Raw genomic sequence first — 24529 nt, forward strand, 5'->3', positions numbered from 1 at the left:
TTCTGCTCCCGAAGACCATTCCCACGCGCGGGCGAAGACCCCGCCGGTCTCGAGAGCGTCGTCCAGCCGCTCCGCCAGGTCCTGCGAGCAGGTGGCCGTCCCCTTCTCGATCTTCTCGATGAGGGAGCCGCTGACCTGCACCAACCCACCCAGTTCGGAGGGCTTGAGCGGGCCGCGCTTCTGCGCCAGGTGCGCAGCTCGTGGCCGAACCAGTCCCGCGGTGATGCGTCCGGGGTCAGCTTCTTCTCTGGTCTGGGCATGGGCTGTTCCTCGCTCGCGAAACGGAAGATCGAGGTTTCCGAGTCAGGGTCTGCAGTCGCTCCTGTCGGCCTGACTCAATGGTTGCTGAACGGCACCGCAGTACACACCGCGGTCGGTGCCTGGTGGAGAGATTTCGTCGAACGAGGAGTCCCCGTAATGGCAGACCTGGCGCAGGCGCAACCGATCGCCGTGGAGGGCACGAGCGCATTGGTGGCTCCGGGTGCGTTCGGGAACCTGCGAGGTCGACGTCAGCTGACGGCTGAGATCGTCGCGCCGCGCAGCCTGTCGCCGCGTGTCTGAGCGCTGTGGGGTCTGCGATCCGACCTGGAGTTCCGGGTGGTCCTGGCGACGTCCGAGCTTTTGGCGAACGCGTGGCAGCACGCCCGGCCGGAGGGCGCGGACTGCGTCCCCGTGAAGTTCCTCCTCTCGCGCACCCCCGACGGCGTCTTCCCAGCGTGCGCGACCCCGACCCGCGCCATCCAGCGTCCGTCAACGCCCTCGACACCGACGAGAACGGCCGCGGGCTCGCTCTCCGCGAGGAGGTCAGCGACGGGTTCGGTTGCTCGTCCACGGCTGGCGGAAGGACGTGTGGGTCTCCATCCTGCGCCCGACGAGCGAGGCGACTGGATGACTACGCCGGCCACGCTTGCCTCTGGCTGGACGCACCCTGTGCGGGCCGCCGCCCCGCTGTTCGGCGCCACCCGTCTCGCCTGGATCGCGCAGAAGATCCGGCGGTGGGCGCCGTACGTCGAGGGGCAGGTCCTCGACGACCTCGCCGCCGTCCTCGATGACTACATGCCCGGCGAGGACCAGGTCGACGACCTGGCCCAGCGTCTTCGCGGGCACCACATGCGGCTGTCGAACCGCGCCGTCACGACACGGCTCCACGAGCGGGACGAGGCCGTCGCCCGGCTCGTCGACCGCGGCCGGACACAGCGGGCCGAGGTGCTCCCTCGGCGTCCACCGCAAGGCCGTCGGGCATCTTTGCACGATGGCGTGGACGGTCAGCGAACTGCTTGAGCTGATGGTCACGCATCAGTACCTCACGGAGGTGTCGTGACCAGGCCCGCACCTGCCAACCACCAGACCGGTCAAGCGAGGAAGATGCCTCGCCCCGTGCGCACCGTCACAGAACCGGCGCTGATCCCGTTCATCACGAACCGGGAGGGTGAAGAGGCCGCTCCGAACAACCTCTTCATCGCCTCCCACCGGTCAGGGTCCCGTCTGTACTACGGAGACGAGAGCCGGTGGACCGCGACATCTCGGGGCGTGCTGTGGGGACGGTGCAGCTTCAACCCGCATGACCGGCACGGCCGGCCGACAGGGCGACCGCAGTGGCGCCTGATGCACCCCTTCCGCCAGCGGTACTGCATGGAGACGATGCGCTGCCAGGTCTGCGCGGAACCGGCTCGCACACCGCTCGGGTACATCTTCCTGGCCGGGCCCCACGACTACGACCCCACCGAGCCCGTCATCACCGCCCAACCGCCGGTCTGCCGAAAGCACATCCGGGTGTCCGCCAGATGGTGCCCGCACCTTGAGCGCGTCGATGGTCTTCCTGGCCCAGAGCTCTGTACGGAGTGCAAGGGACTCTCTACACCCGCGAGGGGATCGCGCGGCGGCGGTGCTGCAGCTGCGCGCGCCCCTGCCCTATGGGCACCGCCACATGCCCACGTTCCTCGCCTCCCAGATGGTTCGCCGTCTCAAGGCGTACCGAGTCCTCGACGTCGAACAGCTGATGCGAGAGCTGGCCGAGGCCGCCCCATAGCTCCTGCCCGGTGGCCCGGCTGTCGTGCGTCAGCGGGTCATCGGGCAGGTACCAACACTCGGCGCGGGGTCTCAGGTCTCCGCGCCGAGGCTGCACGCGTCGGTCGGCCACACGCACTCAGCGACAGGCGACCGACGCCGGGCGAGGCTCGTGGAGCCTTGCCTGCTGCAACCCTGTAGCGGGCCCGCCCACCACCGCATTGGAATCAGCGACACAGAGGAGCACAGCATGTTCGTACACTCCGACCGTCTGCCGGCGAGCCCCGCGGTTCCCAGGGGCTTCCACGCCCGCGCCCTGGGGCGCCAGCCGCATGGCGGCGTACCGGCGATGGCGCCGGCTTATGACCACGTCGTCCTCGACGAGCGGAAGCAGACCGCCGCGTTCTCTCGACCAGGACGGCATCGTCATGGAGAGATGCCGGGGCTCGGAACCAGCACGGGCACCGCGCCGGCCACCGGCACCAGCGGACGGCAACGGCTCCACCCAGGACTCCGACACGGGCAGTGATGCCGACCAGTGATCACTGATCCGCGTCCGGTGGTGGTCGTCACCGAGCCTGAACGACCCCACCGCCGACGTGCGATCACCGGAGCTGCACGACCGGGGTGTCCCGGTCGTGCGGTTCGACTCGGGGATTTCCCGCATCACTGTCGGTGGAGGCCGAGATCACTCAAGACGGCGTGCGCGGCCGTCTGTGCACGCCGTCGGACGGCTGACCTGGCAGGGATTCGCTCCCTGTACTACCGCCGTCCCTCGGATTCGCTTTCCCCACCTCGACGAGCAGGACGCCCGGTCTCGCGATCACCCAGGCCCGCGCCCGGCCTGGGCGGTGTCATCGCCTCGCTGCCCGACTGCCGTTACGTGAACCACCCCCACCGCATCGGCGACGCCGAGTTCAAGCCGTCCGGGCTCGCCGCCGCCGTCGATGCCGGGTTCCGGGTGCCCCGCACGCTCATCACCTCGAACCCCGATGCGGCCAGGACGTTCATCAAGGGCAGCGACCGGACCGTCATCTACAAGCCGCTCCACAACCCCGTCTACCGGATCGACAACGTCCCTCCTGCGTGGTCGAGATCGCCGCGGTGACGCCCGAGGAGATCGACGACCGTGTGGCCGGCACCGCCCACCTGTTCCAGGAGTGCGTTGCGAAGACGGCGGATCGTACGCGTGACGGTCATCGGGCAGCGCTCGTTCTGCGTGCGGATCACCTCCGACCTCCTGGACTGGAGGACCGACTACAGCCGACTGAGCTGCACCCCCGTGACACGCCCGCCGGAACCGAGACAGCGCTCCAGGCCTGCCTGAACCACTTCAGGGCTCCTCTTCGGCGCTTTCGACTTCGCCGTGGACGCCGACGGGCAATGGTGGTTCCTGGAATGCAATCCATCCGGTCAGTGGTACTGGCTGGAGGACGAGACCGGGCTGCCCATGTGTGCGGCCCTTGCCGACCTACTCGAAAGGAAGCCGTGAGCGGCCACCAGCAGCTCCTGCAACGCCTCATCGACACTCATCACGGCCGGCGGAGCTGCGCTCGCCTGCGTGGAAGCAGGCCGCGGCCGCCGTACTCGGCACGAGTTCGCTGCGCGCGGCGGGTTCTTCCGCGAAGTGCCCGGTTCGGCACTCCACCGCATGGACGGCAATCCACGAGAGCAACCACGAGTGGCTGCCGACCTGTTACCTCGACGAGTCTCTCGTCACGCAGATCGCAGAGCACGATCAAGCCCGAGGACATGCGCGGCGAGATCATGCGGGAGCCGACCAGCTCGAGCACACTGCCCTCCCTCGTCCTGCGGATGCTGGAGGACCTCCACGTAGAGCCGGACATGAACGTCCTGGAGATCGGCACCGGCACCGGCTACTCAACGGCCCTGCTCACGCGGCGTCTTGGGGAAGATCAGGTCACCTCGATCGAGTACGACGCAGTCGTCGCCCAGCGCGCCCGCAACTCCCTCAGCCGGCTCGACCTCCAGCCCACGCTCCTGACGGGCGACGGCCTCCGGGGCGCCCCGGAGAGCGGCCCGTACGACCGGATCATCGCCACCTGCGCAGTACGGACCGTCCCGGGAGTGGATCGAGCAGACCCGGCCCGGCGGCACCATCCTCACCACCATCGGAGGCTGGCTCAACGCGTCCGAACTCGTGCGCCTGACCGTGCACGAGGACGGAACGGCCAGCGGACCCGTGCTCGGCGGACGCGTCAGCTTCATGCTGGCACGCCCCCACACGCCGCCGCCGCTCGGTGTCCTCGGACCTCTCCGACGGACGCGAGCGCGAGACGAGCATCGGAGCGGACGCTCTGAACGGCTGGACCAGCCGGTTCATCATGCAGTTCGCCGCGCCGACCGCCCAGCATCATGAAGTTGCGCGCCGACCGGCACGACGAGGACGTCCTGGTCGACGCCGAGACCGGCGCGTGGGCCGCGCTGCACCAGGAGGAAGGCCGCTGGATTGTCCGTGAGGGCGGCCCGAGCCGTCTGTGGGCGGCCGTGGAGGGCTGCTCGACCGCTGGCTGTCTGCTGGTAGCCCTCCAGTGGAGAAGGCCTCGGTGACAGTCGCCAACGGAGTCCAGAGCATCCACTGGTAGCCCTGCCGCGTCTGCGTGACACCACCATCAGGAGTGTTGAGGTGCTGTCGTGTTCCAGTTCGGGAAATCGTGCGGCAGGTAGCGCCACTGCACCCCGGTGCGGTCCACATACAAGATCGCGTTCATGATCTCGCGGAGATCGACCTCGGCAGGCCGGCCGAAGCCCAGAGCTCGGCCGTGGCGTTCGTAGCGCCAGTCCTCCAGGACAGGCCCGATCAATTCCCAGCGGGCATCAGACAGATCACTCGGGTACGCACGTCGTTCGAGGCATGACCTGGACGTACTGCCGATCAGGGCGTGCGCCCAGGCGTGTGTCCTGCCTCGCGGAAGCACGGAACGCATCCGGGCGCCTTGGGATGAGACAGGCGCAAGCTGCCTCCTGCCCCAGAAGTCGCACCATTCGCCCCAACAAGCATGGCCGACCCAGCAAGCCCCACCCGCACCAGTCCAGCGGTTGCTGATCAGGCAGGACGTGGGCCTTGCCTATCTCCTGCCACTGGCGGTCGAGGTCCTCGGGCCAATCCCCTGGCGGAAGGCGACATGTATGAGGGCGATCTGCTGGCTGCCCTGCTCACCAGGAGTGCGGTGGTCTGGAGCGAGTGCCCCTGAACTCGGGCGGGAGGTCCGCCTGATCGTCTCGGAGTTGGCCGACATGCCGCCTGCTCTGAAGCGTGAGGTCGAGGGGTTCTGGCTCAGTAGCTCACCGATAGCCTGCACGTCGGTCATGGGCCGGCGGGTTGTCTAGCGGAGTGTGAGTGGGCGGCGACACGGCCGCACCGGGCCGTGTCGTCAGGGAGATGCACACGCGGCCGCGAGGGTCGCGGCCGCCAGGAACCCGAAAGCCGAAGTGAAGCCATACAGGTCGGCAGCCAGCCCATGACCAGCGGAGCGAGTACGCCGGCGAGTTGTCCGCCGGTGTTGACGATTCCATGCCTGTGCCGATGACGTCGCGGGACAGTACGCGGAGCGGAATGCCGATGATGCCGATGAAGGCGAGGCCGGCGGAGAACATGGCCAGGGACTGGAGGACCGTGAATGCCGTCGTCGAGCTGGACAGGAGCATGGTGACGAGCAGGGCCGCCGAGACGAGGAGTGCGGGGACGACCAGTCGGCGCGAGGTCCGCGTCCAGGCCACGGGACATGAGCTGGCCGCCGATCGCCACGGCGACCGCCGTGATGAGCAGGAATCGCGGCGGATACCCCGGCGTGCACCATGGAGAGGCCCTGGCCTCGACCAGGTACGACGGAACCCACGTGATCATTCCGTAGTTCAGCATGTTGAAGCATCGCGAACATGAGCGCGCAGCGCAGCACCAGCCCGTTGCGCAGGACGCGGCCCACCGGCGCCGCGGCGGCGACGGCGGGTGTGTCGGGCTCGGTGAGTTCGGGCGGGAGCGGGGACGGCATCAGCCTCCACAGCACCAGTCCGACGACCAGTCCTGCGGCGGCGATGATCCAGAAGGTGTGGCGCCAGTCCGCCATGACGATGATCGGTGCGACGATCAGCGGGCCAAGGCCCGCGCCTAGGCTGTTCGAGGCGAGCATGAGTCCGGCGCTGCGGCTGCGCGTGGCGGAGGTGGTTCGCTCGGTGAGTGCCTTGAACGAAGACGCGGCCGGGAAGAGTGCTTGCGAGATGCCGAACAGCGCGCGCAGTACGAGGAGTGCGACCAGGCCCGGTGCGAGGCTGGTCGCGGCAGTGAACACGGACCATGCGACCAGTGACACCACCAGTAGGGGGCGCGAGCCAGGCGGTCGGCGAGCAGGCCGGCGGGAACTGGCTGAGCATGTAGGCGATCGCGAACGCCGAGACGACCAGGCCCTGTTCGGTGCGCGTCAGGCCGAACTCCGCGCCGATCAGCGGCAGGGCGGTCGCGATCATCACGCGGTCGATGTAGTCGATGACGTAGACGCCCATGAGCAGGGCACAGTGTGGTGTGTTCGGTGCGCCGGACGGTTGCGGGTGGTGTGCTGGTGGGGCTCAAGACCGATCCCTCCGTATGGGGTTGGTGGGGAGCGTAGAGCGTAGGGGTTTGCCATGGACTCGTTCAGGCGCACGAGAGGAGGGGCGAACTTTCGTCCGCGGTGACGAGACGAGGAGAGCGGTCCGCGTCCGGCCTGGACAGGGGCCACCAAAGGCCCGGCCGCGTCATGCGGGGAGCCGGAGTCGCTCACTTGTCGGGCGACGTCGGGCGGAGGGCTCTTGTTTAGCGTGGCCGAGCAGCCTCAAGGCGCAGCATGGCCGCGAATCGTTGATCGGAGTCGTCCAGATCGATGCCGCCCACCTCGGCGAGACGGCGCGGGCGGTAGCGGAAGGTGTTCGGGTGGACGTGTGCCATGGCGGCCGCCGTCGCCACGTCGCCGAACGCGTCGAGCCAGCGACTGCAGGGTGTGCATCAGCTGGGTCTGGTGCTGCGCGTCGTAGTCGAGCAGGCGGGTGAGCGGGGTCGTGGGGCGGTCTCCGCGGGCGGCCGTGAGGTCGGCCAGGTCGAGATCAGCGCGTCGGTGTGAACGTCCTCGATGGTGGCGACGCGGCGGCGTCGGGCATCGGTGAGCAGTACGCGCAGTGCCCGGTCCGCGTCCTCGCGCGCTCGTTGGATGTCTGAGCTGTCGTCGGCGAGCGATCCGACGCCGATCGCCGCGTGGGTGTGATCTGTGGTGCTCTCAGGAAGGTCGAAGCGAGGCGCACCGCCCGTTCCTCCCAGTTGATTCGGCGGTCGGGCAGGGGCACGATGGCGTACGCGATGTCGCCGATGAGGGCCACCGCGGAGCGGCTGGACCGCGGTCAGGTGCATGGCCAGCGCGTCCGTGAGGCGTTGGTGGTCGGCCGCGCGGGCGGCGTCTTCCTCCTCTGGTGTGTGGGAGGCGTGGGTCAGTCCCATCGCCAGTACGGTTACGGGCCGTCGAGGAGCCCGAGCCGGGTGATCGCTGCGGGAGCGGATGTGCCTCCTTGCAGGGCGGTGCTCACAAGGTCGGTGCGCACTCGGCGTTCGACGTCGGCGCCCGCGCGCAGCCGGAGCATGTGCAGGGCGACGACCTTGGCGGCGTCGGTGAGGGCCCGGGTGCGTTCCGGGGTGAGCCGGGGACGGCCGCCCAGATGGAGCCAAGGATCTCGCTGCCCGCGCGGACGGCGACGGCGACCCGGGGCATGTCCACCTCGAAGCCCTGGGTGCGGGGGTCGATGTAGACCGGGTCCGGGTCGCGGTAGAGCCGTTCGAAGATTCCGGTGCGTTCCAGGCCGCGGGTGAACTGCTCGGGCACCTGGCGTCCGAGGATCGTTCGCACCCGGGACTGGTCCGCCTCGTCCTGCCTGCCGGAGAAGGCGAGTACGCGCGAGGCCCTGTCCTCGATGGTCACCGGCGCGTCGACAAGCGCGGACACCGCGTTGGCGACGGCGAACAGGTCTCCAGCCGGCAGTCCGTCGAGGGTCTGCTGTTGTGCCTCGCTGATGTCGTCCTCGGCAAGGAGCGTGCGCAGCATGGCGGCAAGCTGGTTCCACGAGGCCCCGGCGGCCAGTGCGAGCAGGCTGACACCCGACTCCTGCACCGCGTGTACGACGTCGGGTGTGGCCTCGGCCGGCTGCCGGACCACCAGCGCGGCCGCGTCCCGTCGGCCGTAGTCGTGCAGCAGCTCGATGATGTCGTCCGGATCTCGCACGCCCACGCCGAGGACCATGGCATGGGCGGGGAACTCGCAAGTGTCCAGAGGGTCGTGGATGACGACGGCTTCAAGGAGCGGGCGCGGGTACTGCATCCCCGCCAGCGGCCGCAGTAGTACGTCACCGAGAGCGTCGAGTACCGGGCCCGAGACTCCGCGGGGCTTTGCAGGCATGGGCTCAGAGCTTCTCACGGCGTTATGACGTCAGCCAGGCCTTGTCCACGGTCGCTCGGCCAGGGCCTCCGGGATCGGGGTGACGCCGAGACCGGGAGCCGGTCGGCACGGGCAGGTGGCCGGAGTCCAGGACGAAGGGTTCGGTGATGTCGGTGCGGTAGAAGCGGTTCGATGCCGAGGTGTCACCTGGCAGCGTGAACCCGGGCAGCGAGGCGAGCGCCACGTTGGCGGCGGCCGAGACCGGTCTCCAGCATGCCGCGCACCACACCGGCACGCCGTGGGCCGCGCACACGTCGTGCACACGCCGAGGCCTCAGGTAGCCGCCGACCCGGCCGGGCTTGATGTTCACGATGCGGCAGGCGCCGAGGGCGATCGCGTCGGCGGCCGAGCGCGCGCGAGACGATCGACTCGTCCAGCGCACACCGGGGTGGTGATGTGCCGGGCCAGTTCGGCGTGGCCGCGGGCCGTCCTCCTCTTCAGAGCGGCTGCTCGGTCAGCAGCAGTCCGAACGGGTCGAGCCGCTGCAGCTGGGAGACGTCCGCGAGCGTGTACGCGGTGTTGGCGTCGACTTGCAGCAGGATGTCGTCGCCGAAGCGTTCGCGGACCGCGCGCACCGGCTCGACGTCCCAGCCGGGCGCGATCTTCAGCTTGATCCGGAGTACCCCGCGCCGAGGTAGGAGCCGACGACGTCAAGCAGCTGCGGGACGGAGTCCATGATGCTCGACCGACACCCGCACGCCACCGAGTCCTTGGTGGATCAGCGCGGTGGCGAAGGAGGTGCCGCTCGCGCGCAGTTCGGCGTCGAGGACGGCCATCTCCATGGCTGCCTTGGCCATCCGGTGTCCCTTGACGGGGGCGAGCAGGGAGGCGACACGGTGAGCGGTCACCTCCTCGGCCCGCATCAGGGCGGGAACCAGGTAGTCGCGCAGGATGTGCTCGGCGCCGTCGACGTACTCGGACGAGTAGTGGGGGTCGAGCCAGCGCGACACACTCACCCCAGCCCTCACCGGCCGGTGTCACCACCCGGACCAGCAGCAGGTCCGTGCGTGCTGGGTACCGAACGAGGTCGAAACGGTGCCACCAACGGCATCTGGACCCGCAGGAGTTCCACTCCACTGAGCTTCATGACGCGTGCTTCCTTTCGAGTGCGTACCAGCCGGCGCGGTCGAATCCGGTGACCGATGGCGCCGTCCTCCAGCAGGCCGAGCAGGGTCTCCCTGAGCGCGATGCGCCACGAGAGGCCGAGCGCAGGATCGCTCTTGCGGAGTGCTTCGATGTCGGGCGGTACCGCGACGAGCAGCAGGGAGCGCGTCGCCCGGCCCGCGACGGGACTGCCGTCCGCCGCGATCGACAGCGCGAGCCCGGCGCCCTGCGCGCGCAGCTGTCGTCGCGCGTCGGCGCGCGCTGGGGTTCGCCGCGGCGCGCGTCTGGGCGGTGTCACCGGCGAGTTCCCAGTTGACCAGTAGCCGGTCCGTCGCGGAGGCGCCGTTGATGCTGTCGTTCATGGGGCCGTAGTAGTCGTCGGCAGATAGCGTGCCGGGCGGGCGCCGGTTTGGTCAGGTTGAAGTGGGCGTTGCGGCACGCCAGCGGGTCGAGACGTCCAGGAGATCGTGTGGGTGTGGCGGCGCAGGGCCCAGAGCGCGTTGATGGAGTTTGAGGGCGAAGCCGAGTCCGCGACCGAGGCCGCTGGGGGTGACGCCCGCGATGTGGCTGTGCGGGCTGCCGTGGGCGGGTGTGCCGAAGACCCGAAGCAGGCGCCCAGGAGTTGCTGCCCGTCGAACGCGCCGGCCACGTAGTTGCCCGTGGTGGTCATGGCGCGCAGCAGCTCGGTCGGGACCGGTCGGCTGCCGCCGTCCGGCTGCCAGATCGACTGGAACAGGGCGCTGACAGCGTTGAGTTCGGCTACGTCGGCGAGCTCACGGACCAGTCACGCGGGAGGCCGAGGCTGCCGCAGCCGCGTCACTGGTCCGCCTCGTGTTGCAGTGCGGGCAGGGCGCGCTCGGGGTGTCGGCCGTCAGCTTGGTCACCGTGTCACCTCGTGCGCGGGGGTACGCAGGGCTCTCCGAAGGAACACGAGCCGGCTGTCCAGCTTCGCCCGCACGGTGGTGGCGGGCCAGCAGCGTCCGAGCGAGAGCGGTCAACAGCTGCGTGCGTGGCGTGAGTTCGGCGACCACGACGTGTTCGGTGTCGGCGTGTGCGCCTCCACCCACCGCGCCCAGGCCGTCCAGGGTCGCAACGCCCAGGCCGGCGGTGAAGTTGCCGTCCGATGCGCCGCCGACGCTCGCGGCGGTCAGCGGTCCGATGTTCAGGTCTTCCGCGAGCGACTCGGTGAGAGCGAACAGGTCCGTCGAGGCCGCCGCGTCCAGAGGGCGGACGGTTGATGCCGCCGGTGACGCGCAGGCCCGCACCTGGCAGTACGGGGCGCAGTGCGCGCACGGCCCCATCGACCCGCTCCTGCTCGGCCCGGTCCCAGGCCCGCACGTCCACGGCCACCTGGGCGGTGGCCGGGACGGTGTTGGCCGTCGTACCGGCGGTCGACGCCGTGGGTACGACCGTGGTGCCGCGTGCGGAGTCGGCGAGCTCGGCCGTGGCGAGGACGTGGTGGGCGAGTTCGATGCCCGCGTTGATGCCCTTGTCCGGCTCCAGGCCGGCGTGTGCGGCGTGGCCCTCGACCTCGATCCGGTAGAGCGAGACACCCTTGCGGCGGCACTTCAGCGCCCCGCCGTCGGCGGACGCCTCAGGACGAGGACCGCCTCACAGCCGCGGGCCGCCTCCTCGATCAGCTCGCGCGAACCGGGTGAGCCGATCTCCTCGTCGCCGGTGATCAGGATGGTCAGCCCGTCGCGGTCGGGCAGCGCCGCGGCGGCGTGCAGCGCCATCACCACGCCCGCCTTCATGTCGAAGCAGCCCGGGCCGCGCAGTACGCCGTCGCGCACGGAGTAGGGGTGGAGTGTCCAGTGTCCCCAGCGGCCACACCGTGTCGTGATGCCCGAGCAGCAGGGCGCGCGAGGGCCCGTTGCCGAAGCGCCACCGCAGATGCGGGCACCCGTCCGTGACGAGACGCTCGGGCTCAACGCCCAGCAGGCGACGCCCGATTGCGGTCACCGCGTCGGCGCTGCGCGCAGGGGCCTGATGGTCGTCGGACGGTGACTCGCAGCGCACCAGGGTCTCGATGTCGGCGAGCAGAGCGTCCAGGTCCGGTGCTGTCATCGGGGCTCGCCTCGCAGCGGCCGTCCGGGCAGGGCGTCCGTCTGCAGGGTGCCGTCCGTGACGACGGGCTGTCCCGCGACGTACAGATGGCGGATCCCGAGGGACGGGCGTGTGGGATCGGCGTAGGTGGCGGTGTCCGTCACCGCCGCCGGGTCCAGGGCGACGAGGTCGGCGTCGGCGCCGACGCTCAGGTGGCCCTTCGCGCGGGCGGCCGGTGCGACGTCGTCGAGGATCCGGGCGGGCAGGAAGGAGCAGCGGCGGAACGCCTCGGCCCAGGTCCAGAGCGCCGCTCTCGCGCACCATCAGGCGCAGCGTCTTGGCGAAGGTGCCGGCCGTGCGCGGGTGAGTAGTGCCGCCGGGCGGCAAGGGCCACTGGGTGCTGTCGTGGCTGCCGTCCGGCCAGTAGACGGGCATCGCATCGCTGGCGACGACGGCGTCGGGGTAGGCGAGTGCCTGCCGCATCAGCTCCAGATCGCGCGGCTCGTCCTCGTCGAGGAACTCCAGCAGACAGGGTGCGCCCGGGTCTTGGGCGCGCAGCTGCCGCAGACGGGCCGCGTCGGCGATCCGCTCGCCGGTCTCGACCATGATGACGCTGCTGGGGCCGAGACCCTTGAGCCGCAGCCGCTCCGGCGCGATGAACGCCGCGCCGACGGCGCGTGCTGCCCGCCCCGTACGGGTAGGCCTCCACCGTCACCCGCGAACCGGACCGCTGCGACTCCTCGAGCGTGCCGAGGACCCGGTCGACGTGGCGCCCGGACGTGCTGTTGACGTGGCAGTGGTGCATGGCGGCGCCGGTCTCCGCCGCCGCGACAGCGCGATCTCGGTGGACCCGTCGATGGGGGTGGCCGGGTCCATCTCGACCAGTTCGCGGACGTGGGTGAACGTCGGTACACCGGCCTTGGCCGCCAGGCGTGCGACAGCCAGGAACTCGGCGAGGGGTCGGTCCCGGGCGCGTAACCCATCAGGACGCCGATCCCCAGCGCGCCGCCGGCGAGTTCGGTCTCCAACAGGGAGAGCCAGGAGGCCAGTTCGCGCGGGGAGGAGGAGCGCTGCCAGCGCGGGTTGCCGAGCACCGCGAGGCCGGACTCATCCGGGCGTCGGGGGCGATGCCGGCAAGCACTGGGCCCGGGCTCCGCCCCAGGACGCGGAGAAGCCGAAGTGCAGTGGCCGTCCCGCCGCGGCGGCCTCGGCGTAGGCACGCTCGATGGGCATCAGCCCGGCTTCCAGGTCGAGCGCGGTGGTCACCCCGTCCATGGCCTGCAACCGGTGTCCGGCGATCGAGTGCACGTGACTGTGCAGGTCGACGAAGCCCGGGCCGATGATGAGGCCCGTGACATCGATGACGGTGGCGTCCGGTGGTGTATCGAGGCCGGGCCCGACGGCAGAGATCTTTCCGTCGGTGACGAGTACGTCGGCCGCCCCGTCGAATCCCTCGGCGGGATTGATGACGCGGCCGCCTCGCAACAGTGTCTGCATGGTCATCTCCTTGTGAACGCCTGCCGGTCCCTGACCTTAGGAGCGCAACGGTCCCTTCCGGTTCGTTCCGACGCACGAACCGGGGCGTCGAAGTCGGTTCTGATTGCACGAAGTCGGACGTTCTGCGCTCCGCCCGTTCTCTGCCTGCTCAGCGTGCTAGGGAACGGCCAATGACAAGGCGCTGGATCTGGTTGGTGCCTTCGAAGATCTGCATGATCTTGGCTTCGCGCATGTACCGCTCCACCGGGAAGTCGCGGGTGTAGCCGTAGCCGCCGAACACCTGCACCGCGTCGGTGGTGACCCTCGCGGCAGCGTCCGTCGCGACCAGCTTGGCGACGCTCGCCTGCCGGCCGTAGGGCAGTTCCGGTCGCGGCGCCGCGCCGCATCGAGGTAGGTGGCGCGCGCGGAGTCGACGGCCGCCGCCATGTCGGCGAGCAAGAAGCCCAGTCCCTGGTGGTCGACGATGCGGCGCCCGAAGGCGGTGCGTTCGTTGGCGTAGTCGACCGCGGCGTCCAGCGCGGCCTGCGCAAGACCCGTCGCGCAGGCGGCGACTCCCAGACGGCCCGAGTCCAGCGCGGCGAACGCGATCGGCAGTCCCTGGCCCTCCGCGCCGAGCAGCCGGTCCGTCGTCAGCAGCGCCCCGTCCCAGTGTGCGGTGGTCGTGGGCACGGCGTTGAGGCCCATCTTGTCCTCGGGCCGGCCGAAGCTGAGGCCTTCTGTGGCGCCGGGTGTCAAGAAGCAGGAGATGCCGTCCTTGCCCGGCGCGGTACGGGCGAACAGGGCGTAGAAGTCCGCCTTGCCGCCATGGGTGATCCAGGCCTTGGCTCCGTTGATGCGGTAGCCGTCCGGGGTGTGCTCGGCGCGGCAGAGCAGGGCGGCGGCGTCCGATCCGGCGTGCGGTTCCGATCAGGCTGTATCCGCCGATCAGTTCGCCGTTCAGCACGGCCTGCGACCAGCGCTCGCGTTGGGCCGGGGTGCCGAAGCGCATGAGCGGGAAAGCGGCCAGGGTGTGGACGCTGACGGCGACCGCGACGGAGGCCCACCGCGCCGCCAGCTCCTCCAGGACCTGGAGGTACACCTCGTAGGGTTGGGCCCCGCCGCCGCACTCCACGGTAGGAGTCCCTAGCAGGCCGGCGCGGCCGAGCAGGGTGAAAAGGCCTTCGGGGTAACGGTGTTCGCGCTCGTGCTGGTCGACACGGGGAGCGAGTTCCTTGTCGGCGATATCCCGGACGAGGTCGATGAGATCGTGCGCCTGGGACGTGGGGAGCAAGCGATCGACAGGCATGGCGGGGCTCCTGGTGCGGTGCGGTGGCACGCGAAGTGGCGTGGTGTGTGTGCGGTGTCACGCGTGCGGTGTGCCGCGTCAGGCGGATCACCGTCGTCGGAGAGACCAGCGCGGCCCGGGTCTCGTGGGCCTGGGCTCGGAACTCCGCGATGCGGGCCAGCTTGATGTCCTCGTAGCCGCGGATCTCGTCGGCGAGCTCGATCAGCGACTTCACGGCGTCGGCGTTGTCCCGCGTCAGAGCGGTCAGTGCCTGGCGGACGAGCACCGGGAACTCCGCGACCAGGGCACGCTCCTCGCGCCGCACGCCTGCGTAGCCGAACGGATCCAGGCGGGTGCCCCGCACCGCACGCAGCCGGTACAGGAGCCTGAACAGGGCGGGCGCGGTGCGACGCAGACGATCTTGCGCCGCATGCCGAGGGCCCGCAGCAGCGGCGGATGCAGCAGGACGGAGACGTCCGCCCCGGCACCGAACTCGGTCTCGACCTTCGACCTCTCCACGGTGTCCAGATGCAGCCGCGCCACCTCGTACTCGTCCTTGTACGCCATGAGCTTGTGCAGGCTGCGCGCGTAGGCGAGTGGCAACGCGCTCACCCGCGTCCGGCCCTGCCGCGCGGTGGGCCGTGGCGGCCACAGTCGGCGACATCGGCCGTGTGCCGGGCCGCGTAGGTGGCGTCTTGGTAGCCGATCAGGTCGGCCGTGCGCAGCAGGAGCATCTCGCGCAGGGCGTCGCCGATGTCCAGAGGGCGACCAGCGCACGCGCCTCGGGAGTGATGACCGTCGTCATGGGCGAGTCGGGCGCCGCGAGGGGACTCGCTCGACGGCCTGCGGGTCCAGCGTCGCGGCACGGCCCCAGGCGAAGGCGGCCAGATTCTGTCGACGGCGGCCCCGTTGAGGCGGATCGCCTTCTCGATGGACTGTTCCGTCAGGGGATACAGCCGTGCTGGAACGCCGCCCCGACCAGGACCATATTGGCGGGCATGTGGTCGCCGAACAGCCGCTCGGCGAGGTCCTGGGCGTTCAGGTAGAGGTTGTCGGAGGGCCGGGTGACCGCCTCGATGCGCTCCAGTGAGTCCTGTGCGGTGCCCGGCACGACGACCTGGTTGGTGACCATGGCCGCGGTGGGGACGACGGCGGTGTTGACGACGGCCACCGTGTGTCCTGCGCGCGCCGAGTTCAGGTTCTCCTGGGACGCGGCGCCCAGGGCGTCGAAGCAGACGAGGACGTCGGCCGTCGCCCGAGAAGCGCGCACTGAGCCGTCCACCGGCCCGGAGGAGATCCGTACGTCGCTGACGACCGGCCCGCCCTTCTGCGCCAGAGCCCGTCTGCTCAAGACCGGCCGCATAGCGCCCGTCGAGGTGGGCGGCCATCTGCAGGATCTGGGAGATGGTCACCACGCCGGTTCCGCCGATGCCGGGCATCCGCAGCAGAGCATGGTCGCGGTCCAACCGGGTCGTCGGCGCGGCCAGTTGTACGGGAAGCGGTGGCAGACTCCTGCCGTGGGTCTCCTTCCCAGCTGCAGCGGCTCGACCAGCAGGAAGGAGGGGCAGTCACCCTTCAGGCAACTCAGATCGGAGTTGCACGACGACTGGTGAATGCGCGTCTTGCGGCCGAACTCGGTGTGCACCGGCTGCACCGACAGACAGGTGGATACGTCACCGCAGTCACCACAGCCCTCGCAGACCCGCTCATTGATCACGACCTTCTCGGCCGGCGCGGGCAATTGGCCGCGCTTGCGCAGGCGTCGCTCCTCAGCGGCACACCGGTCGTCGTGGATCAGAACGGTGACGCCCTCGGTGGCCGCCAGTTCCCGCTCGCGTCTTCGACAGGTCGTCGCGATGGCGCACCGAAGCGATCGGATCGAGACGCACCCCGCGGTAACTGCCGGGATCCGGCGTAGTGATGACAACCCTGCGCACGCCTTCAAGGGCGAGCCAGCGCGTCAGGTCGGGGATGGCGAGGCGGCCTTCCACCTGCTGCCCGCCGGTCATCGCGACCGCCTCGTTGTACAGCAGCTTGTACGTCATGGTGGCGTCGGCGGCGACCGCGGCCCGGATCGCAAGGGACCCGGAGTGGTGGAAGGTACCGTCGCCGAGGTTCTGCACGAAGTGCCGGTCGTCGGTGAAGGGTTGCAGGCCGAGCCATTGCGCCCCTCGCCGCCCATCTGCGTCAGGCCCACCTGCAGGCCCGCCCCGCTCCGTCCAGCGCGATCATGGCGTGACAGCCGATCCCGACCCCCACCAAGGTGCTGTCGTCGGTACGAGTGGAGGCGCTGTGCGGGCAGCCGGAACAGAAGAAGGGGGTACGGGGAGCCGCCGTTGGCAGTGCGATCCGGGCAGGGGCGACCGGCGCCAGGTCGGCCAGACGGCGCGCGGCCTGCTGCGGCAGCCGGTCGGAACCGATGCGCCGGACCAGGGCCCGCGTGACCCCTCCTCGGCGCTCAGGGTGCCACGGGCACTGAGCAGCGGCCGGCCGTCCTCACCGTGCCGCCCGACGACCACTGGAGCATCGGCCGAGCGGTACAGCGCTTGCTTGAGGTGGCCTTCCAGGAATGGCACCTTGTCCTCGACGACGAGGACCTGCTCCAGGTCGCCGGTCATGGCGACGAGCTCCTCCGCGTCGAGCGGGAAGGGCATCCCCAGCCGGATCAACCGGATGCCGAGCTGCTCCATGGCGTCGTCATCGATGCCGAGATCGTTCAGGGCGCGCTGAAGCACCGCGAACGAGGCGCCCGATGCCAGCAGGCCCAGCGTGGCCCGTGAGGCGCTGAACGTGACGCGGTTCGAGGCCCGCTTGGCGGGCGTAGGCGCGGGCCGCGTCCAGCCGTCGTGTCAGCATGTCGTGCTCGGCGTCCAGGGACGCGGGGCCGACCAGGGTGGGCGAGCGTGCCGCGGGGCACCGGGTCACATCCGGCATCCGAGGATCGCCGCATCCAGGTCGATCACCTGAGTGGCGTCGGCGATGTCCGCGACGATCTCTCAGGCCGGTCCACAACCCGCTGACCCGGAGATGGCCACCGCGTGGAGACCGAACTCGATGATCTCCGCGACGCAGCTGGGGGCGAGCAGCGGCATCGACAGGCTCTGGCACATCGGCTCGCAGGAACTGGGCACCGTAGAGGACTTGGCACCCGGGTCGTCACCGATCCACGCCACCGCGCCGCCCTTTGTCGCGGTCCCGGCGACCGTGGAATGCCGGATGGCGTCCGCCGCACGGTCGAGGCCGGGGTTCTTGCCGTACCAGAAGCCCGTCACGCCCTCGTGGCGCCGGCCCGGCACCTTGCCGAGCGATCTGCGTCCCGGCCACCGCGGTGGCCTGCGAGCTCTCGTTCAGCCCCGGCCGGAAGACCACACCCGCGGCGTCCAGGAACCGCTCGGGCCCGCCCCATCTTCCCGCGATCTACTCCGCCCAGCGGAGCACCCCTGATAGCCGGTGACGAACGCCTGCGTGTCGAGGCCCTAGGGTCTGGTCCAAGAATACCGCTGCTCGAGCGTGAGTCGGACCAATGCCTGGATTCCGGAGATCAGCACGCGAGCCGCTGCGGGCCACGTACTTGTCGTCAAGCGAGACGCCGGGCGAGATGGAAGCTGGGGCGGTGCTCACGCGGGCTACCTCACATCGTGGCGAACGAGGTGCCCAGGTCGGCAACCCGCCCCACAACAGGAGCACAGCAAATTGCGGCTGTAAGTCTCAAACTCGCAAATATATTGAGTCTCTTGCCGATTTAAGCCAGCTCGCTTGCGTGCCGCGGAGGATGGTCATGGCCCAGGTCGACGACATCGACAGGCAACTGCTGCACATGCTCCACAAGGACGGACGGCGTACGTACTCGAGATGGCGCCCGAGGTCGGACTGTCCGTCGCGCCGTCAAGCGCCGCATCGACGGCTCCGCGAGACAGGTGTGATCACCGGCTTCACGGTGCAGGTGGACCACACCAAACTTGGTTGGAGCATCGAGGCGTTCATAGAACTCTCGTGCACCGGCGGTACCCCGGTCGGCGAGATCGTCCGCACGGCCTACAAAGTGCCCGAAGTGCAGGCGATGTTCACGATCGCCGGCGACCCGGACGCGCTCGTGCAGGTGCGGGTCGGGACATCGAGCATCTCAGCAGGTCATCGACGGCCTCAGGCGTGCGGGCAACATCACCGGGACCAAGACGCTGATGGTGCTGGGATCTTGGACGCGGATGGAGCGCAACAGCCTGTGAGGCCAGGGAACACATGACCCAGCGCCTGGGCTCGGAGCCGCTGCGGGTGCTGTTCGCAACGACCGCGAACCCGATGGGCACCGAGGCCAGACCGGGTTGTTTCTGGCGTGGGCTGCGGCTGCTCGCAGTGGACGGCACCTGCTGACGTCGCCGACAGCCCGGCGACCGAGGCCGCCTTCGGCCGTCGGAAACAGCCGAGGCCACGACAAGTCCAGCTTTCCCCAGGTATGGATGGCCTGCCTGATCGAGGTGGGTACCCACCTCGTCCTCGGCCAGGGCCCTGCTGCTGGACGGGCTGCGGAGCCTTCGCGGACAGGGTGCAACGACCGCTCGGCTGTTCACGGGCACGTCAAACCCGCACCGTCTTACGATCTTTACGAGAGTGTGAGGTTCCGGCGGCAGAACGAGTACGTCCGTTACCGCAAGCCGCTTGCTTGACCGACCGGTCATTGGGCGGTCCGATCAGTCCACAGGATTTGACAATATCTCCTGGACCAGCTCCTGGCCGGTAGGCCGGAGTGTTCGCTGTGCGTGCTCGTTGGGCCACCGGCGTAGCTGACTTCTTCCGGGGCTTCCTCACCCGGAAGGCGGAGCTTAAGCATCGTATGGACGGTCACCCAGGGCGGCAACGAGCTTGCCGCGTCCTGGGCGGTGGCTGGCCGCCGAAACACCGGAGAGGTTTTCGCCCTCGCCGGCCAGGACATCGCCCACCTCGACGCGGACGGCAAGATCAGGCATCTGGAAGTGCGGGCAGCGTGAAAGCTCCTGCCTTCCGGGGTGCGTCTGGAGCCACACGCTGAGGCGCAGTCACGCCGTACCCTGGGCGACCCCTCCTGTTGGCGCCAGTTCAAGTACCCCTCAACCAGGGGACGGAGGCTCACTGGACGCCGGTACGCGGGTGGGCTCTGCGCCTGGGGCGGGCGGGGCGGGCGCGGGGCGCCGCCGTGGCATGGTCCGGCGTCCCTTCCCCGACACCGGGTGCGGGCGTCGGGGCAGGCGTCATCGTCGCTGTATGGCGCCGGGGTGGGCAAGGGGAGCGGGGCACGGTCTTCGAGTAGGAGTCTGGGTATCGCGTCGGCCGTGCTGAGGTCTGCAGGGTGTGCGCGGAGTATGCGCATCCTCGGGTGTGGGCTGGGCTTTTCAGGTGTCGTTGAAAGCCCTGGCTGCTCGGAGTTCACATCCGTGACACTCGGGTTCACGACGGCGTGGTCGAAGGCGGCGTCGCTGAACACGCGGGGGAGTGTGTATGACAACGGGGCGGGTGATGGCCGCTGCCTGTTCAGCCGCCATGATCACGGCCGTGGCCGTATTGACTCTGGCCGGCTGTACGAGCGGTGACCGGCCGGCGGCTGCTCGGCGGGAAGGATCTCGCTGTCCAGAGTGCCGGGGGACGGGAGCGGGATCTGACCGATGCTGAGGACGTGCGCGTGGAGCGTGCCGAGGCGGTGCGTGGTCAAGGCGTGCATGGAGGGCAAGGGTTCCGGTACTGGACGGTGCCGGTGGCCAGTGTCGCGGAGCGTCAGGGACAGGGCTTTGTTCTGGATGATGTCGGCTGGGCGCGCACCTACGGCTACGGCGGCGAGCTGGCGAGGAAGGCCGAGCGGGCGCGCCTGGCGGACCCGAACGCCGCTTACGCCAACGCCCTGCCGCAGGCGGATCGCATCCGCTACACCCAGGCCCTGAACGGTGACATGGGCAGGGGTCGGCTGTCGGTGGATCTGCCCGCGGGCGGCACGGTGAGCACGTCCAGCACCGGCTGCCTGGCCGATGCCAGCACGTCTGTATGGCGACGCGGCGACCTGGTTTCGCGCCAGCAAGGTCGCCACCAGCCTGACTCTACGTGCCACAACTGGTCAAGGACCAACGCCTGGTGACCGCGGTCAAAGCCTGGTCGCGGTGCATGCGCCAGACCGGCCACCGCTACGCCTGGCCGGACGAGATCCGCGAAGACCTTGATGGTCTGACCCAGGGTATGAGCGCCGGGCGGGCGCATGCCACCGAGGTGGAGCTGGCCATGGCCGAGGCCACCTGCTCGAAGGAGACCTCGCTGGGCACCACCGCGCGCGCTCTGGAACGCGAGTACCGAGCCACAAAGCTTCAGGACTACAGCGACCAGCTGGCCACCTACCAGCGCATGAAGCTCGCCGCCCTGGCCCGCGCGCAGAGCATCACCGCACCCCGGACGGGACCCTGACCAGCACCGGACTACCCGTGCAGACGGACTACTCAGGTTCTGCGGCACCACCGCAGACGTGACACCACATCGAATGAAGAGGGAGCCAATCGCCATGCGCAGACTGCCCGCGATGCTTGCTGCTCTGGCCCTTGCGAGCCTGGGGGTGCTCGTCCCTGCGACGAGTGCACAGGCCGACAACTGGGCCTGCAACGACAACTACGAGGCGGCAATGTACGGCTACATGTACGCCTACGACGACATGGAGTGCCACGGGGTGCTCTGGGCTACACCTCAGAGCTGGGATTCCGACTGGGGCAACAGCAACGGCCCCTTCCGAGGAGCAGACACCAACAACGCGTCGTCCATCCTGAACAAGGGGAGCATTCCCTGTTCGGTTCTTCAACGGCACCGGCCAGGACTGGGCAGGCGGCTACGCCTGCCTTTCCCCGAACGAGCTCTACGCCTCGAACCTCTCGGACAACTACTTCACCAGCGGTGCCAAGCTGAACTACGGCATCAGCTCTCACCGATGGGTGAGCAAGGACAGGTGTTCAGCCACGAGCTGGGCCACCTGATCGCCCACGGGAGCTGAAAGGGCGAGGCCGGACGCTGGAGTCAGCCGAGCCCCAGCCGCCGGGACAGGTGGAAAGGCCCAAGCCGGGCACCAGGGCCTGCAGCCTGTCACGCCACTCGAGAGCCGAAGAAGTTCATCCGTGCACGTGGTTGCAGAAGGCGCCTGGAGAGGCTTTCGTCTCCACCGCTCAGTGGGGCTGGGGAACTTCGCCCCCAGGGGGAGCGGCTGGCCGCCGCATTCGCCCTATGGGCCGCCCGTATACGCGTCCGCACCGCACCACGGAAGCACAAGCGCAGTGCATTTCTCGAGTCTCTGGGTTCCGTCAAGTTCTGTCCCGCATCGAGAGTCCAAGCCTCCTGCCGATACCGGGCCTTCGGTTTGAAGACGCAGGCAGCGGACCAACCACGATCGGGCCATCCACAGTTGGAGGGGTACATCCATGGGCCTTCAGTGCAGCAGCATCCCGTGGCGCGATGACAGCAATCGGCGCGCTGACCGCAGCCGCGCTGGCGATGAGCGCGTCACCGGCTTCGGCGAAGATCTCGGACGGCTATGTACGTGGGTACGACGCCTACGCCGGCGACTGGGCCGACGAGGGCCCCATCTCCACCACTGAGCGATCCGTCTCGAACGCTGTCTGCCTGTGGCAGACCATCCTGTGGGCCAACCACGCCACCGAGATCGACGGCACCTACTTCGACCTCGGCGACGTCGATGGCCACTTCGGCGCGAACACCAAACGCGCCGCACAACAGCTGCAGCCGAAATGGCCTGGCCGACTCCTGGGGCGAGGCCGATGGCCGGGTCGGCCCGAACACCTTCGGCAAGGCCGACGACCGGCTGGTGAAAGGCGGCGGCTCGACCGATCCCGGCAAGGTGCTGTACCTCAGCTACAACAGCGGCCTGGAGTACTTCCACCTGTACCGCAGCACCAGTGGCATCTACTGGTTCCAGATCGGCCACGGCAGCACCTGGCACGGCACCAGCTATGCCTCCAGGAACAACCGACTGCGACTAACGGGCCGTTTCACCCAGGAGCGCGACGTTTGCACTGGTTCCCCGAGCGCGCGGCTCGGCGTGAGTTGCTGGCGTGGCTGGAGCGATGAAGGTGGCCGGCGCCCAATCCCGCCAGGGGCGGGGTGGCCAGGAGCGCCGGCCTTCAAGACCACACACCTGAAGGAGTACCTCGAGGCGCGATGGGTTCGAGTGTAGCGGGGTGGGGTGGTCGGGCCGTGGTTTCTTGCCGTGTGTGATGTGAGTTGCGTAGCCTTCTTTTGATGGCGTCGTGGGGCGCCGGCCGTTCCTCTGCCTCATCAATGTCTCGAGTGCGGCGTCGATGTGACGGGAGCAAGTGATGATCCGCGCGGGCCGCCGTGACTTCGTGCAGAACTCTGCGATCTGGCCAAGGCAATGGGCCTGGCGCTGGGGACGTTCCGCAACCGCAAGCCGTACGCGGCAGCGGACTTTCCGGCGCCGGTGAGTCCGGTGGGGGCGAAGACGATGCTGTGGGACGGCGAGCAGACGGCCGCGTTCCTGGCCGGCGCCCCGGTGCCGGCGCTGCCGGACAGCGACGACGACGAGGACCTGCTGGAGCGGATCGAGGCGGCTGCGGTCCTGGGCGTGGCGCCGGACACGTGGAACCACTACAAGCGGGATCCGCGGATTGCCCGGCACTTGGTGAGCGTGAAGGGTGTGGAGCACTGCCCGCGCCGGATCCTGCGCGCATTCCGGGAGGCGCGCCCAGGTGGCGGGTGCGCACCGGCAAGGGCAGCGGCGACATGGTGCCCCGCGACGAGTTGGATGCCCGGGTCGGTGAACTGCTGGAGACCGATCCGGCGTTGACGCTTGCACGGGTGCGGGACGAACTCGTTGCTTACTCCACCGCGGCGCGGGTGGTGCCGCGGCTGCGGGGCGTCCGCATCGCCGACCTGGTCGCCGGCGAGGAGGGGCTGTCGCTGGAGCAGGCCGCGGAGCGCCTGGGCTACAGTGTGGTGCGGCGTGCGGCGATGCCGGGCGGTCACCGAACTGCGCTCCCGGCACCTGCAGTCGTACGTTCAGGAGGTGGCCGGCGCGCTCTCGCTGCTGAGGGCCTGGCCGAGCGGCAGGACGTTGTGGTGGCGCAGGTGGCCGACGATGTCGTGGCCGCGGCCGTGGTGTTGTCGTCGACAGCTCCGGTGCCGGCACTGGTGTGACGAGCGATGGGGCTGGCGCACCGCGGCGAACCGCCGGCACCCGATCGGCCGGGAGACGGGGCAGGCCCCCGAGGAGGGCATCCGCTACCTCAGCGGCGACCGACGGCCGGCGCCGCAGGAGATCGTCGCCGCCGTCTACGACGGCCGGACCGGTACGAGCCGGCCGACTGCGTAACCGCTGTCGGCACACCGCCCGGAGTAGCCCCGTCGCGTGCACTGAGCCCATGGCCGCATGAAACGCCATCGGCACGCTGGCACCCCGTGTCAGCGGGCCGACACGACGTCCTGACCCGGGGAGCCCCAGCGGCGCGAGCGGGCGCACCACCACCGCCGGCTGCGGGCCGCACCAGGCGCACCACTGCACTTTTCCCGGGCGGGTGGGGGCGCGGCGCGGTGGGTGTCGGACGGCCGGTGCAGCGCCCGCGCTGCACCGGCCTGGCCGCGCCGCCGGCCGCTCCGCGGCCGCCGGCACGCGGCCAGCCGTCAGCGCTCCGCGCTGCACCGGCCTGGCCGCGTGCCGCCGGCCGCTCGCGGCCGCCGGACCGAGCGCTCCGCGCTCTCACGCGCTGACGGAGACCGGCAGACGTTCCCGGGCCGCTCCGCGCCCCGCTCACTCGCTCCGCGCTGCCGGACTCCTTGCCCACGGCGCTACGCGCCGCAGGGCCCCGACCACCCACGCTGCGCTACCCGCCTCGCGTGACCTGGGCTCTGGCATCTGCGAAACACGCCGCGCAGATCGCTCGATTCTCCACACGGTCGCGCATCGCGTAAAGTTCGGTATCCTTGATCTCGTCGGTTGCTCTGTGGCCAGCCCCACGACACTCATAGACACACTCCCAGCCCATTTGAGAGAGACCATGCCCAACACCCGTATCCCGACCGGCTTCGCGCTGCTCATCCGCACCGACGGACAGTTCCGCCTTCTCGACTGGCCCGCCAACGACGCCGACCACCTCAAGATCCTCTACGC

Annotated in this window: 29 protein-coding genes and 5 pseudogenes; 17 read left to right on the forward strand and 17 right to left on the reverse strand. The window is 69.6% G+C overall.

The window, feature by feature from the left end; genetic code table 11:
- Window positions 1-417: 417 nt before the first annotated feature.
- The 6 genes from RBJ77_RS15330 (at window position 418) to RBJ77_RS15355 (ending at window position 4578) form a co-directional block, all read left to right on the forward strand.
- Entirely contained in the window at window positions 418-561 is a 144-nt protein-coding gene (locus RBJ77_RS15330) for a hypothetical protein (RefSeq protein WP_372345533.1), read from the forward strand.
- A 327-nt stretch (window positions 562-888) separates the two neighbouring features.
- Window positions 889-1281, forward strand: coding sequence for a DUF6415 family natural product biosynthesis protein (locus RBJ77_RS15335; RefSeq protein WP_372345534.1), 393 nt, complete (start codon window positions 889-891; stop codon window positions 1279-1281).
- 976 nt (window positions 1282-2257) lie between these two features.
- Window positions 2258-2536 carry a hypothetical protein gene (locus RBJ77_RS15340; protein ID WP_372345535.1) on the forward strand — a complete coding sequence of 93 codons (279 nt, stop codon included), beginning with the start codon at window positions 2258-2260 and terminating at the stop codon, window positions 2534-2536.
- Between the two features lie 354 nt (window positions 2537-2890).
- Window positions 2891-3115 (forward strand): hypothetical protein, encoded by a 225-nt coding sequence (locus RBJ77_RS15345; protein WP_372345536.1) that lies wholly within the window; start codon window positions 2891-2893, stop codon window positions 3113-3115.
- A 707-nt stretch (window positions 3116-3822) separates the two neighbouring features.
- Complete coding sequence (locus tag RBJ77_RS15350) at window positions 3823-4329, forward strand: methyltransferase domain-containing protein (RefSeq protein WP_372345557.1); 507 nt, start codon at window positions 3823-3825, stop codon at window positions 4327-4329.
- 54 nt (window positions 4330-4383) lie between these two features.
- The gene (locus tag RBJ77_RS15355) at window positions 4384-4578 is read left to right on the forward strand and encodes a hypothetical protein (RefSeq protein ID WP_372343414.1); all 195 of its coding nucleotides are present in this window, start codon (window positions 4384-4386) and stop codon (window positions 4576-4578) included.
- An 83-nt stretch (window positions 4579-4661) separates the two neighbouring features.
- Here RBJ77_RS15355 and RBJ77_RS15360 read toward each other — a convergent pair.
- Window positions 4662-4904 (reverse strand): annotated as a pseudogene (locus tag RBJ77_RS15360) (transposase); the annotation flags it as partial.
- Window positions 4905-5153: 249 nt separating this feature from the next.
- Between RBJ77_RS15360 and RBJ77_RS15365 the strand changes: the two are divergent.
- The gene (locus RBJ77_RS15365; protein WP_372345558.1) at window positions 5154-5222 is read left to right on the forward strand and encodes a hypothetical protein; all 69 of its coding nucleotides are present in this window, start codon (window positions 5154-5156) and stop codon (window positions 5220-5222) included.
- A 180-nt stretch (window positions 5223-5402) separates the two neighbouring features.
- Here the strand turns inward: RBJ77_RS15365 and RBJ77_RS15370 are convergent, their stop codons facing one another.
- Together RBJ77_RS15370 and RBJ77_RS15375 are read right to left on the reverse strand one after the other, a co-directional pair.
- A complete protein-coding gene (locus RBJ77_RS15370; RefSeq protein WP_372345537.1) occupies window positions 5403-6341 on the reverse strand; it encodes an MFS transporter in 939 nt (312 codons plus the stop codon).
- A 476-nt stretch (window positions 6342-6817) separates the two neighbouring features.
- On the reverse strand, window positions 6818-6949 hold the full coding sequence (locus RBJ77_RS15375) for a helix-turn-helix domain-containing protein (RefSeq protein ID WP_372345538.1): 132 nt from the start codon (window positions 6947-6949) through the stop codon (window positions 6818-6820).
- On the opposite strand from RBJ77_RS15375, the gene RBJ77_RS15380 reads away from it, so the two are divergent.
- Window positions 6948-7121, forward strand: a complete 174-nt coding sequence (locus RBJ77_RS15380; protein WP_372343403.1) for a hypothetical protein — start codon at window positions 6948-6950, stop codon at window positions 7119-7121. The genes RBJ77_RS15375 and RBJ77_RS15380 overlap by 2 nt on opposite strands.
- Window positions 7122-7574: 453 nt before the next feature.
- On the opposite strand, the gene RBJ77_RS15385 is transcribed toward RBJ77_RS15380, so the two are convergent.
- The 13 genes and pseudogenes from RBJ77_RS15385 to RBJ77_RS15445 form a co-directional block, all read right to left on the reverse strand.
- The gene (locus tag RBJ77_RS15385; protein ID WP_372345539.1) at window positions 7575-8441 is read right to left on the reverse strand and encodes a hypothetical protein; all 867 of its coding nucleotides are present in this window, start codon (window positions 8439-8441) and stop codon (window positions 7575-7577) included.
- A 22-nt stretch (window positions 8442-8463) separates the two neighbouring features.
- On the reverse strand, window positions 8464-8862 hold the full coding sequence (locus RBJ77_RS15390; protein WP_372345540.1) for an enolase C-terminal domain-like protein: 399 nt from the start codon (window positions 8860-8862) through the stop codon (window positions 8464-8466).
- A 55-nt stretch (window positions 8863-8917) separates the two neighbouring features.
- Window positions 8918-9094, reverse strand: a complete 177-nt coding sequence (locus RBJ77_RS15395; protein WP_372345559.1) for an enolase C-terminal domain-like protein — start codon at window positions 9092-9094, stop codon at window positions 8918-8920.
- 36 nt (window positions 9095-9130) lie between these two features.
- Window positions 9131-9436: a hypothetical protein gene (locus RBJ77_RS15400; protein ID WP_372345541.1), complete on the reverse strand. Its 306-nt coding sequence runs from the start codon at window positions 9434-9436 to the stop codon at window positions 9131-9133.
- An 8-nt stretch (window positions 9437-9444) separates the two neighbouring features.
- Window positions 9445-9882 (reverse strand): hypothetical protein, encoded by a 438-nt coding sequence (locus RBJ77_RS15405; RefSeq protein ID WP_372345542.1) that lies wholly within the window; start codon window positions 9880-9882, stop codon window positions 9445-9447.
- Between the two features lie 673 nt (window positions 9883-10555).
- Window positions 10556-11651 (reverse strand): annotated as a pseudogene (locus RBJ77_RS15410) (M20 family metallopeptidase); the annotation flags it as partial.
- Window positions 11648-11896: a hypothetical protein gene (locus RBJ77_RS15415; protein WP_372345560.1), complete on the reverse strand. Its 249-nt coding sequence runs from the start codon at window positions 11894-11896 to the stop codon at window positions 11648-11650. The pseudogene RBJ77_RS15410 and the gene RBJ77_RS15415, both read right to left, overlap by 4 nt.
- Window positions 11897-12737: 841 nt before the next feature.
- On the reverse strand, window positions 12738-13127 hold the full coding sequence (locus RBJ77_RS15420; RefSeq protein WP_372345543.1) for a hypothetical protein: 390 nt from the start codon (window positions 13125-13127) through the stop codon (window positions 12738-12740).
- 148 nt (window positions 13128-13275) lie between these two features.
- Window positions 13276-14412: pseudogene (locus RBJ77_RS15425) on the reverse strand (acyl-CoA dehydrogenase family protein).
- A gap of 187 nt (window positions 14413-14599) precedes the next feature.
- Window positions 14600-14958: pseudogene (locus RBJ77_RS15430) on the reverse strand (DUF6537 domain-containing protein); the annotation flags it as partial.
- Window positions 14959-14999: 41 nt separating this feature from the next.
- Window positions 15000-15125, reverse strand: a complete 126-nt coding sequence (locus tag RBJ77_RS15435; RefSeq protein WP_372345544.1) for a hypothetical protein — start codon at window positions 15123-15125, stop codon at window positions 15000-15002.
- Between the two features lie 209 nt (window positions 15126-15334).
- The gene (locus RBJ77_RS15440; protein WP_372345545.1) at window positions 15335-15742 is read right to left on the reverse strand and encodes a 2-oxoacid:acceptor oxidoreductase family protein; all 408 of its coding nucleotides are present in this window, start codon (window positions 15740-15742) and stop codon (window positions 15335-15337) included.
- 418 nt (window positions 15743-16160) lie between these two features.
- Window positions 16161-16514, reverse strand: coding sequence for a hypothetical protein (locus RBJ77_RS15445; protein WP_372345546.1), 354 nt, complete (start codon window positions 16512-16514; stop codon window positions 16161-16163).
- A 378-nt stretch (window positions 16515-16892) separates the two neighbouring features.
- On the opposite strand from RBJ77_RS15445, the gene RBJ77_RS15450 reads away from it, so the two are divergent.
- Window positions 16893-17171 (forward strand): hypothetical protein, encoded by a 279-nt coding sequence (locus RBJ77_RS15450; protein WP_372345547.1) that lies wholly within the window; start codon window positions 16893-16895, stop codon window positions 17169-17171.
- Window positions 17172-17387: 216 nt separating this feature from the next.
- Here the strand turns inward: RBJ77_RS15450 and RBJ77_RS15455 are convergent, their stop codons facing one another.
- Complete coding sequence (locus tag RBJ77_RS15455) at window positions 17388-17687, reverse strand: hypothetical protein (RefSeq protein ID WP_372345548.1); 300 nt, start codon at window positions 17685-17687, stop codon at window positions 17388-17390.
- 482 nt (window positions 17688-18169) lie between these two features.
- Between RBJ77_RS15455 and RBJ77_RS15460 the strand changes: the two genes are divergently transcribed.
- The 8 genes and pseudogenes from RBJ77_RS15460 (at window position 18170) to RBJ77_RS15495 (ending at window position 23559) form a co-directional block, all read left to right on the forward strand.
- The gene (locus RBJ77_RS15460; RefSeq protein ID WP_372345549.1) at window positions 18170-18634 is read left to right on the forward strand and encodes an Lrp/AsnC family transcriptional regulator; all 465 of its coding nucleotides are present in this window, start codon (window positions 18170-18172) and stop codon (window positions 18632-18634) included.
- A gap of 257 nt (window positions 18635-18891) precedes the next feature.
- Window positions 18892-19055: pseudogene (locus tag RBJ77_RS15465) on the forward strand (GNAT family N-acetyltransferase); the annotation flags it as partial.
- A 989-nt stretch (window positions 19056-20044) separates the two neighbouring features.
- Window positions 20045-20491, forward strand: coding sequence for a hypothetical protein (locus RBJ77_RS15470; protein WP_372345550.1), 447 nt, complete (start codon window positions 20045-20047; stop codon window positions 20489-20491).
- Window positions 20488-20811, forward strand: a complete 324-nt coding sequence (locus RBJ77_RS15475) for a hypothetical protein (RefSeq protein WP_372345551.1) — start codon at window positions 20488-20490, stop codon at window positions 20809-20811. Before RBJ77_RS15470 ends, RBJ77_RS15475 begins: the two co-directional genes overlap by 4 nt.
- Before the next feature lie 94 nt (window positions 20812-20905).
- Window positions 20906-21385: a hypothetical protein gene (locus tag RBJ77_RS15480; RefSeq protein WP_372345552.1), complete on the forward strand. Its 480-nt coding sequence runs from the start codon at window positions 20906-20908 to the stop codon at window positions 21383-21385.
- A 696-nt stretch (window positions 21386-22081) separates the two neighbouring features.
- A complete protein-coding gene (locus RBJ77_RS15485; RefSeq protein ID WP_372345553.1) occupies window positions 22082-22579 on the forward strand; it encodes a hypothetical protein in 498 nt (165 codons plus the stop codon).
- 198 nt (window positions 22580-22777) lie between these two features.
- A complete protein-coding gene (locus RBJ77_RS15490) occupies window positions 22778-23209 on the forward strand; it encodes a hypothetical protein (protein WP_372345554.1) in 432 nt (143 codons plus the stop codon).
- Window positions 23119-23559, forward strand: a complete 441-nt coding sequence (locus RBJ77_RS15495) for a hypothetical protein (RefSeq protein WP_372345555.1) — start codon at window positions 23119-23121, stop codon at window positions 23557-23559. Before RBJ77_RS15490 ends, RBJ77_RS15495 begins: the two co-directional genes overlap by 91 nt.
- Window positions 23560-24529: the final 970 nt, after the last annotated feature.

The sequence above is a fragment of the Streptomyces sp. KL116D genome, from assembly GCF_030766975.1.
Lineage (GTDB): Bacteria > Actinomycetota > Actinomycetes > Streptomycetales > Streptomycetaceae > Streptomyces > Streptomyces longispororuber_A.

What these genes read in the sequence shown, in the direction of transcription:
- RBJ77_RS15330 (WP_372345533.1), top strand. Translation starts at nt 418, where the DNA reads ATGGCAGACCTGGCGCAGGCGCAACCGATCGCCGTGGAGGGCACGAGC.
- RBJ77_RS15335 (WP_372345534.1), top strand. Translation starts at nt 889, where the DNA reads ATGACTACGCCGGCCACGCTTGCCTCTGGCTGGACGCACCCTGTGCGG.
- RBJ77_RS15340 (WP_372345535.1), top strand. Translation starts at nt 2,258, where the DNA reads ATGTTCGTACACTCCGACCGTCTGCCGGCGAGCCCCGCGGTTCCCAGG.
- RBJ77_RS15350 (WP_372345557.1), top strand. Translation starts at nt 3,823, where the DNA reads ATGCTGGAGGACCTCCACGTAGAGCCGGACATGAACGTCCTGGAGATC.
- RBJ77_RS15355 (WP_372343414.1), top strand. Translation starts at nt 4,384, where the DNA reads ATGAAGTTGCGCGCCGACCGGCACGACGAGGACGTCCTGGTCGACGCC.
- RBJ77_RS15380 (WP_372343403.1), top strand. Translation starts at nt 6,948, where the DNA reads ATGGCGGCCGCCGTCGCCACGTCGCCGAACGCGTCGAGCCAGCGACTG.
- RBJ77_RS15375 (WP_372345538.1), bottom strand. Translation starts at nt 6,949, where the DNA reads ATGGCACACGTCCACCCGAACACCTTCCGCTACCGCCCGCGCCGTCTC.
- RBJ77_RS15385 (WP_372345539.1), bottom strand. Translation starts at nt 8,441, where the DNA reads ATGCCTGCAAAGCCCCGCGGAGTCTCGGGCCCGGTACTCGACGCTCTC.
- RBJ77_RS15420 (WP_372345543.1), bottom strand. Translation starts at nt 13,127, where the DNA reads ATGCAGACACTGTTGCGAGGCGGCCGCGTCATCAATCCCGCCGAGGGA.
- RBJ77_RS15435 (WP_372345544.1), bottom strand. Translation starts at nt 15,125, where the DNA reads ATGCTCCTGCTGCGCACGGCCGACCTGATCGGCTACCAAGACGCCACC.
- RBJ77_RS15460 (WP_372345549.1), top strand. Translation starts at nt 18,170, where the DNA reads ATGGCCCAGGTCGACGACATCGACAGGCAACTGCTGCACATGCTCCAC.
- RBJ77_RS15480 (WP_372345552.1), top strand. Translation starts at nt 20,906, where the DNA reads ATGCGCAGACTGCCCGCGATGCTTGCTGCTCTGGCCCTTGCGAGCCTG.
- RBJ77_RS15485 (WP_372345553.1), top strand. Translation starts at nt 22,082, where the DNA reads ATGGCCACTTCGGCGCGAACACCAAACGCGCCGCACAACAGCTGCAGC.
- RBJ77_RS15490 (WP_372345554.1), top strand. Translation starts at nt 22,778, where the DNA reads ATGGGCCTGGCGCTGGGGACGTTCCGCAACCGCAAGCCGTACGCGGCA.